Origin of the sequence: Microcoleus sp. S13C4, assembly GCF_036700865.1 — a bacterium.
GTDB lineage: Bacteria > Cyanobacteriota > Cyanobacteriia > Cyanobacteriales > Microcoleaceae > Microcoleus.
Window position 1 is genome coordinate 12,943 of record NZ_JAUBPS010000091.1, and the last position, 9,179, is coordinate 22,121.

General features: G+C 45.3%; 7 protein-coding genes. 3 read left to right on the forward strand and 4 right to left on the reverse strand.

Annotated elements, in window-relative coordinates:
* Positions 1-978 (forward strand): HEAT repeat domain-containing protein (locus QT996_RS25455; protein ID WP_333049995.1); only part of this gene is annotated, 978 nt, incomplete at its 5' end.
* Positions 979-1,618: 640 nt separating this feature from the next.
* Positions 1,619-4,177, forward strand: coding sequence for a leucine--tRNA ligase (gene leuS, locus QT996_RS25460; protein WP_333049996.1), 2,559 nt, complete (start codon positions 1,619-1,621; stop codon positions 4,175-4,177).
* Positions 4,178-4,384: 207 nt separating this feature from the next.
* On the opposite strand, the gene QT996_RS25465 is transcribed toward leuS, so the two are convergent.
* Entirely contained in the window at positions 4,385-5,194 is an 810-nt protein-coding gene (locus QT996_RS25465; protein WP_333049998.1) for an SAM-dependent chlorinase/fluorinase, read from the reverse strand.
* Between the two features lie 18 nt (positions 5,195-5,212).
* Here QT996_RS25465 and QT996_RS25470 point away from each other — a divergent pair, with 18 nt between their 5' ends.
* Positions 5,213-6,061, forward strand: coding sequence for a DUF3598 family protein (locus tag QT996_RS25470; RefSeq protein ID WP_333049999.1), 849 nt, complete (start codon positions 5,213-5,215; stop codon positions 6,059-6,061).
* A gap of 100 nt (positions 6,062-6,161) precedes the next feature.
* Here the strand turns inward: QT996_RS25470 and QT996_RS25475 are convergent, their stop codons facing one another.
* The 3 genes from QT996_RS25475 to QT996_RS25485 all read right to left on the reverse strand — a co-directional run bounded on the left by QT996_RS25475 (position 6,162) and on the right by QT996_RS25485 (position 8,850).
* Complete coding sequence (locus QT996_RS25475; protein ID WP_333050001.1) at positions 6,162-6,839, reverse strand: GIY-YIG nuclease family protein; 678 nt, start codon at positions 6,837-6,839, stop codon at positions 6,162-6,164.
* Between the two features lie 141 nt (positions 6,840-6,980).
* Positions 6,981-7,844, reverse strand: a complete 864-nt coding sequence (locus QT996_RS25480; protein WP_333050003.1) for an aldo/keto reductase — start codon at positions 7,842-7,844, stop codon at positions 6,981-6,983.
* A 223-nt stretch (positions 7,845-8,067) separates the two neighbouring features.
* Positions 8,068-8,850 carry an ABC transporter permease gene (locus tag QT996_RS25485; RefSeq protein WP_333050004.1) on the reverse strand — a complete coding sequence of 261 codons (783 nt, stop codon included), beginning with the start codon at positions 8,848-8,850 and terminating at the stop codon, positions 8,068-8,070.
* Positions 8,851-9,179 lie beyond the last annotated feature (329 nt).

The following is a 9,179-nucleotide window of genomic DNA, read 5'->3' on the forward strand; positions in this document are numbered from 1 at the left end:
GCCGCAGTACAAGAATTAGCACGGGGGTGGAAAGATGACCCAGAAACCTTACCCATTCTCAAACAACAGGCTCAATCAGACGATGATTCGGGTGTGCGATATGCAGCAGTACAAGAATTAGTACGGGGGTGGAAAGATGACCCAGAAACCTTACCCATTCTCAAACAACAGGCTCAATCAGACGATAATTCGGATGTGCGACAAGCCGCAGTACAAGAATTAGCACGGGGGTGGAAAGATGACCCAGAAACCTTACCCATTCTCAAACAACAGGCTCAATCAGACGATGATAGGAAGGTGCGACAAGCAGCAGTACAAGAATTAGTACGGGGGTGGAAAGATGACCCAGAAACCTTACCCATTCTCAAACAACAGGCTCAATCAGACGATAATTCGGATGTGCGACAAGCCGCAGTACAAGAATTAGCACGGGGGTGGAAAGATGACCCAGAAACCTTACCCATTCTCAAACAACAGGCTCAATCAGACGATGATAGGAAGGTGCGACAAGCAGCAGTAAAAGAATTAGTACGGGGGTGGAAAGATGACCCAGAAACCTTACCCATTCTCAAACAACTGGCTCAATCAGACGATAATTGGGCTGTGCGATATGCAGCAGTACAAAAATTAGCACGGGGGTGGAAAGATGACCCAGAAACCTTACCCATTCTCAAACAACTGGCTCAATCCGAGGATAATGGGCTTGTGCGCTCTTCAGCAGTACGAGAATTAGCACGGGGGTGGAAAGATGACCCAGAATTATTTGAGTTATTGTGCGATGTTGCTATCAAAAGCCCCTTCGATCGCAAGTACAGTTGGCAATATAATCCCCGGCAAACAGCTCTTGCAGCTATTATTGAACTATATCCCGATCGCCCTCAAACTTTAGAACTTGTGCGCGATCGCGCTCAGAACGATTCTGACGAAAATTTCCGCAAATTTGCCCAGAAAGAATTGGCAAAATTAGAACGCCAATGAGCAATATATTCGATCGCAGAGCGCCATTTTTTCTAATTTTAGGAGTCGTTGGGTGGGGGCGGGTTTATGAGATTATTGGTTTTAAATATAGATAGTTGGTAAAACCCGCCCCTACAAAATTATTAATTACCAATGATAAATTGCGGGTTAAAAAATATTTATGTTGGGGCGGGTTTCACCAACAATAATTGCCTGAAACCCATAATCTCGTAAACCCGCCCCCACCCGATGACAAATTGAAAAGTACATTGCTGTGCGATCCAGATAGCATTTAAGCCGGAATAAATGCTAAGAAACCCGGTTTCTCTCAGAAATCTGGTTTCTGGGAATTGGGGTTATTTATTCTTTTAAAACTTACGCATCAAGACCAAAAAAACCGGGTTTTTTGCGGTTTGGCCGACTGTAACGAAGTATGCTGGTAAAAACCCGGTTTCTGACCACCCGTGCGTAAGTCTTATTCTTTTGAGGGCGAATGGGAGATTTTGCCGATCGCCCCCCAGCTAAAATTACATATACTACAATATATAATACAGAGATTTGAGCCAAAATCCTTGGAGCTCAGAAAAATCAGAATCGAAGCCCCTTGAATGTGTAAAAATACTGAAGCAAACATTACTAAACCCTGCACGGAGCAATTGTTGTGGATTCCAGATATAACCCCCAATCCATAGAAGAAAAATGGCAGCAGACATGGGCTGAGCAAAACTTAGACCAGATGCCAGAAGATACGCAAAAGCCTAAATTTTATGCCTTATCCATGTTCCCCTACCCGTCGGGAAACCTGCACATGGGGCACGTCCGCAACTACACAATCATCGATGTAATTGCCAGACTCAAGCGAATGCAAGGCTATCGCGTACTCAATCCGATGGGGTGGGACGCTTTTGGTTTGCCCGCAGAAAATGCCGCCATCGAGCGCGGAATTCCCCCGGCAAAATGGACCTATGAAAATATTGCCCAAATGAAAGGCTTATTTCGCCGTCTCGGCATTTCCTTTGATTGGACAAAAGAAGTTACAACTTGTTCTCCCGATTATTATCGGTGGACTCAATGGATTTTCTTACAATTTTTAGAAGCAGGATTAGCGTATCAAAAAGAAGCCGCAGTTAATTGGGACCCGATCGACCAAACAGTCTTAGCAAACGAACAAGTAGATAACGAAGGTCGTTCCTGGCGTTCCGGTGCCAAAGTCGAGCGCAAATTATTGCGGCAGTGGTTCCTCAAAATTACCGATTACGCCGAACAGTTATTAAATGACTTAGACAAATTGCCAGATTGGCCAGAAAGAGTCAAATTAATGCAAGCCAACTGGATCGGCAAATCAGTCGGCGCTTACTTAGAATTTCCGATTGTCGGAATGGATGAAAAAATCGCCGTTTTCACCACACGTCCCGATACAGTTTACGGCGTCAGTTACCTTGTTTTAGCGCCGGAACATCCACTAACTCAGCGCGTGACAACCGCAGACAGAAAAGCCGCCGTAGAAACCTTCATCAAAGAAGTCGCCGCCCAAAGCGAGATCGATCGCACAGCCGAAGACAAACCAAAGCGCGGCATCCCGACAGGCGGCAAAGCAATCAATCCTTTCAGCGGCGAAGAAATTCCCATTTGGATCGCCGATTATGTGCTGTACGAATACGGCACCGGCGCAGTCATGGGAGTACCAGCCCACGACACACGAGATTTCAAATTTGCCAATCAATATCAACTGCCAATTAAAGTAGTAATTGTGGATGATGATGAAGTGCCGCTGACGGAAGCTTACACCGAACCCGGAATTATGATTAATTCCGAAAGCTTCAACGGCATGGATTCAATTAAAGGCAAAGCAGCGATTATTCACCATGCCGAAAATGCAGGTTATGGCAAAGCGCGAGTGCAATATCGCTTGAGAGATTGGTTAATTTCTAGACAGCGTTATTGGGGCGCTCCGATTCCCGTAATTCACTGTCCCACCTGCGGAACAGTCCCCGTACCCGCATCGGATTTGCCCGTCTTGTTGCCGGAAAATGTAGAATTTACGGGCAAAGGTTCGCCCTTGGCAAAGATGGAAGAATGGGTAAACGTTCCTTGTCCGAGTTGCGGCACTCCGGCGAAACGGGAAACAGACACGATGGATACTTTTATCGATTCTTCGTGGTATTTCTTGCGCTATCCCGATGCTCAAAATCAAGAGCAAATCTTCGATACGGCGAAGACAAATGATTGGATGGCCGTAGACCAATATGTGGGCGGCATCGAACACGCAATCTTGCACTTACTGTATTCGCGGTTCTTTACCAAGGTTTTGCGCGATCGGGGTTTGATCAATTGTGACGAACCATTTAAACGCCTGTTAACTCAAGGCATGGTGCAAGCAATGGCATACAAAAACCCCGTTACTGGCAAATACGTTCCCCCAGCAGATATAGACCCCGCAAATCCCAAAGATCCTCAAACTGGCGAAGCTTTGGAAGTCTTCTACGAGAAGATGTCCAAATCAAAATACAATGGCGTTGACCCCTTGGAAGTTATGGGCAAATATGGGGTAGATACGGCGCGGATGTTTATTTTATTCAAAGCACCGCCCGAGAAGGATTTGGAGTGGGACGACGCTGATGTGGAAGGGCAATTTCGTTTTTTAAATCGCGTTTGGCGCGTGGTGACAGAGTTTGCTGGACGAGTCCCTGCCACCCCCGCTCAAGCAGGAGAGAATGCTGAATTAAGTAAACCTGAGAAGGATTTGCGGCGGGCAATTCACACTGCAATTAAGGAAGTTAGCGACGATTTGGAGGGTGATTATCAGTTCAATACTGCGGTTTCTGAAATGATGAAACTCAGCAATGCTTTGAATGATGCTAAATTTAAAGATTCGCCAGTTTATGCAGAAGGAATTAACACTTTGATTCGATTGTTAGCGCCTTTTGCACCACATATTGCTGATGAATTATGGCACAATACTGGTAACAGTGAATCGGTGCATACGCAAACTTGGCCGACTGTTGATCCATCTGCATTAGTTACCGATGAAATTACGCTGGTAATTCAAGTTATGGGCAAGACTCGCGGCACAATTCAAGTGCCTTCAGGTGCTGACAAAGCTGCTTTAGAAAAGTTTGCTCGCGAGTCTGAATTGGCTAAGCGTCACCTTGAAGGTAAGGAGATTAAAAAGGTAATTGTAGTGCCTGGAAAGTTGGTTAATTTCGTGGTAGCGGGATAAAGAGGAGAAACCCGGTTTCTTCAATAAACCGGGTTTTTAATACTTGCATTTAAAAATTAGCCAGTCCAAAAATGACTAATCTAAAAATTTCCCGACTATGACTTACGCACTCCGCCAAAGAAACCTGGTTTTTTAGGGAGTCTGCTGATTATAACAAAATATTTTCGTAAAAAACCAGGTTTCGCAGCACCGATTCGTAACTCCTATTTAATTGTTAGTTTCAAAAAGCAATTGCACGATAGCTCCGCATTCCAATTTTAATACTGAGTGAGCGCTGCCACCATTAACGGCAATTTCTACCCAACCGTCAGAACCAGTTATGGCAATTAAATCCCCCGGTTCGCTGTCGCTGTAGGTTTTACCGCTGGGGATGCGAATTGCATCAGAACTATTGCTAATTGTCAATGACCAATTGTTACCTATAATGCAATTATTCGGGATATTAGTAATTAGGTTGCCAAAGCGATCGACATATTGAATGCAGCCTGCTGCACCTGTGGCTGTAACGGCACAATTTGGTATCTCTAACTCTACTAAACTTGCAGGGTCGATCGCGTCTCCCAAGTCTTCCAATGCCACCCCGTTCGCCAAGTGAGCGCCCGCTGCAGCGAAAATATCGCGACCGTGAAAAGTGCTGCTGGGTTGAGGTGTGCGCCAGTATTTGGGGTTGCTCAGTTCCACAGATGCGATCGCACTTTCGCGACTCAACACCCCGCTAAACAACCCGTTATCCGGCCCCACCAGGAAGCAATTAGCACATTTAATCGCAACCCCGCGTCTCTTGCTTCCCACCCCCGGATCGACAACAGCAACGTGTACGGTTCCCGGCGGAAAATAAGCAAAAGCAGTCATCAAACAAAACCTCGCCGCCGCAATATTTTGAGATGGTATTTGGTGCGTAATGTCAATGACTTTGAGTTGGGGGTTAATTTGGGCGATCGCACCCTTCATCACTCCCACATAAACATCGCTTAATCCAAAATCCGTCAGCAGAGTTATAATTCTATTTTTAGACATATATCCACAGGTAAGAATATGGTAGCGCAGTGGGAAAACTTTTTGCAAAACTTGGGAGAATGGCACGGTTCTTTTACCCAGTTATCGCCGCGAGGAGAGGTACTTCAAGATACTCCTAGCATTATTTCTCTCGAAGGTTTCAATGACAACAAAACAGTGCGATTGAAACTGCGTCGGTTTTCCCCAAATCCTAGCGGTGTCGGCGAACCGGAAGTCAGCGAACTTGTTCGAGAATATCAAAGTTTGGGACGAGATATCCTATTTTTTGAGAATGGAGCTTTTTGTCAAGGTACTATTCAATTAGCGCCTTATTCTGAGTGCGGTGCCGAGTTTGGTTTTATCTACAATTATCGTCGGTTGCGCTTCCCTCTGACATACAATACCGACGGCAATTTATCAAAACTTATCTTAATTCGGGAAAAGCAGCTTGATAAAAATGTCCCCGAACGTCCGCCTTTAACTGTTGACGAGTTGCTGGGAGAGTGGCAGGGCGAGGCAGTGACAATGTATCCTGATTCGCGTTCTCCTGATACCTATTCTACCAATTTACAATTGCATTTGGATGGCGCCGATCGCCTAGTACACAAAATTACTTTTGGCAGTAATGCTACTGTTATCAGTTCTAGCGCCAGCATTGACGGTTCAGTTCTGCACTTTAACGAAGGTGCTTCGCCCGTGCAAGTTGTGCTCCTTCCTGACGGCGGTTCTTGCACTTTACCTGTCAAAATTGAATCCAGAAAACCTATATTTTTCGAGGCTGGTTGGTTGGTAGAACCTGACTTGCGGTTTCGGATGATTCGCAGTTACAATGAGCAGGGTGAATGGGTAAGTTTGACTTTAGTGACTGAACGCAAAATTAGTCATTAATTAGTATGGCTTGGTTCACCAATCCTCTTTAATTTAAACCAAAAATCTACATAAACCCGCCCCCATTTATAGTGGACGAAAGTTTATGTAGCAGCGCATTTTATTCGCCGGACTTTGTTTCCTGGGTTTGCGATTGAATCACGGCACTCCAGTCATCATTGTTAACAGCAGCTTCCAAATCCTTAGCGCGTTCGCCGTCACTTGGGACTGCGGTTTCTAACTCTTTGGTAAGAGTAGAATCTGCCATTGCTTTCCGCAATTTCAGTTTCTTTTCCTCATAAGCTTTTTGTTCCTCAGCAGACATTGCAGAGCGCGCTGCTTGGCCTACCGTAGCCGCCCACATTTCGCTGTCAGCACCGTTTCCAGGCGGGATGCTGCCAATTTCTGCTATCCAAGCATCCCGCAAACTTTCCATTTCTTCCCGCTTCGGGAATTTGAAAGTTTGCACCCGCAGGAAAGCACAATTTTCGACACCATTTTGGGCGATGTGACCGTTGATGGAAAGCAGGATATTTCGTGAATAACCTATATACTGAGTGTTCCGGGAAGTGTCCATTACAGCGTAAACGCCGGCGACTTTCGCGTTACTTGCCAAATCGCGCCATGTATCGATCGACATTACTTGCGTGCCGTCATTTTCTAAGTGAGAAATAGCTGCGGCGGCGCTGTGTTCGGAGTCGGAACTGTATAAAAAGTTGTGCAATCCTTCATGGGCGACAGGTACGTTTTGATGTTCAATTGCTACGTCTTGATCGGCATTCACTTGATTAGCTTCCATTAAATTCAACCCCTCAAAAAATATCAATTTTACTCCTTAACCCCCACTTTAAGGGGCGGGTTTTCCAACCCACCCCACAATAAAGTTCTCTTTGTGGAACAGGCCGGAAAGCCTGTTCTATTTTTTTTTGCCCTTATTTACTTAACTTACTGCAATTTGTTGCAATTCCTCGTCAGTCAATTTAACTTCGAGCGCCTGCACCGAGTCCTCAATACTCGATACTTTGGTCGCACCGGGAATCGGAACGATGCAGGGCGATTGAGCCATCAACCAAGCTAATACTATACAGTAAACTGAAACGTTTTTTTCTTCGGCTATTTTTGCGATCGCGAGCATATCTTGCAAGCTTGTGGCGCGGCGGCTTCCTCCTAAAGGGCTCCAAGGAAAAAAAGTCAGTTTTTCGCTTTCGCAATATTCCAGAACCCCGTCTGATTCCGGCTGTCTGTGCCACGGATTGTACTGATTCTGCACGGAGACAACTTCTACTGTATCGCGGGCACGTTTGATCTGCTCTACAGAAAAGTTGGACACTCCAATAAATCGAATCATTCCTGCTTCTACGGCTTCTTTTGCAGGTGCTAGGGCTGCTTCAATGGTATAAGCGGGATCGGGCGAGTGATATTGCCAAAGGTCGATCGGTTCCTTGCCGCCCAATGCTTCAAAACTTTCCCGAATTGTCTTGCGTAAATGGTGGGGGTTGCCGTTGCGCGTCCACGCGCCTTGAGGCCGCATTAAGCCGCCTTTAGTGGCGACAGTAACGGCCCTAACATCTCCGCTGTACTGTTGCAAAGCTTTGGCAATCAGGTGCTCGTTGTGGTGTTTGTCGGATTGATCTTGGCAGTACGAATCTGCGGTGTCAATTAGGGTGACACCCAAATCGAGGGCGCGGTGAATTACCGCAATAGATTGCGATTCTGGCGGCCGGCCGCTTAAGGACATGGGCATACATCCCAGACCGATCGCGCTGATAGTAAAATTACTATTACCCAGTTTTTTTCTTTTCATTGGTTTGCCTTCGTTTGCGTGGTTTATTTACTGTTGAGATTTGAACGAGATAAGGATATGTTTAAATTTTACATTTTTTTAAAGTATATAAGTAAATAGGAAAAAAATATTTTGTAGAGATTTGTAATAGCTGGTAAGGCAAGGAACTTTTGTATAAGCGAGTTAATCGTTTCACGCACGCGCCCTCTCCCTACGCGATGTTTATGTGTACCTAGCTACTTAACTAGCTGGAAGCGCTGGTGTAAAAGCGGAGTGCAAATTGCCAGAAGTAGCGGGAAGCTAACAAAAGTCCGATCGCCAATATTCCCGCCCCTGCGATCCAAACGATTTCACCTCTCCCCAGCATGGCTTCTGCCGGCACAGTCGTCAAGAAGGCAACGGGAACTACGAAGGTGAAGAAAAATCGGTAAGCTGCAGGATAAGCTGCCATTGGAAATCTACCCGCTTCTAACAATCCTTTGAGGACTTCGGTAACATTGTAAATTTTGACAAACCAAATGCTGGTGGCCCCTAACATAAACCATATACTGTAAAGAGTAATAGTTCCGAATAACAGCGGTATTGCTGTTAAAAAATAGTTGCCGATTGCTACTCCCAATTTGTTGGCAGCATACAGCAGCAATACGGTGCCGAAGATTAAATCGGGGATTCCCCAAGGCGAAACTGTGTTTGCAGATAGCCAGAATTGGGAACTGATGGGTTTGAGGAGTACGAAATCGAGAGTACCTTGCTGCACTCGATCGACAATACGGCTGAGATTCGGTGCTAGAAACGTTGACGAAAACCCCTGCAAAATCGTGAAAATACCGAGTACAACTAAAGCCTCTTCCCATGAATAGCCTGAAAAGGTGTAGCCAGTACGATAGAACAAAAATAGCCCAAACAAGCTGCCCGCAAGATTTCCGAGGCTGCTGAGGGCCGCGAGGACAAAGTTGATTCGGTATTCTAGTTCCGCTGCGATCGCCGCACCCCAGAACAATTTCAGTACGTGCAAATATCGTTCCATGTTTATACCCATTTTTTGCCATTGAAATACTTAGATTTCATCCTATTGTAAAGCTTTTGTGAAGTTAACTGCTGTACGGGCTGCTCTTTTCACTATAATTTTAAATTATTTAGACCCCTTAGTTAAGTTGTTTTTCTAACATAATTAACTTCTCTAACAACATTTTAAAAAAATTACAATTATTAATTTCAGTCCATCTTAAGCCATTATCTTTTGGCAATTATTCTTAATGATTGATATTTTGACCCCAACCATTGGTGACAAGTTAAGGCTCAAAGCCCGTTGTCAAGGGAATTTTCGGTGGTGGCTCAAAGAACAAGGGCTCCCCA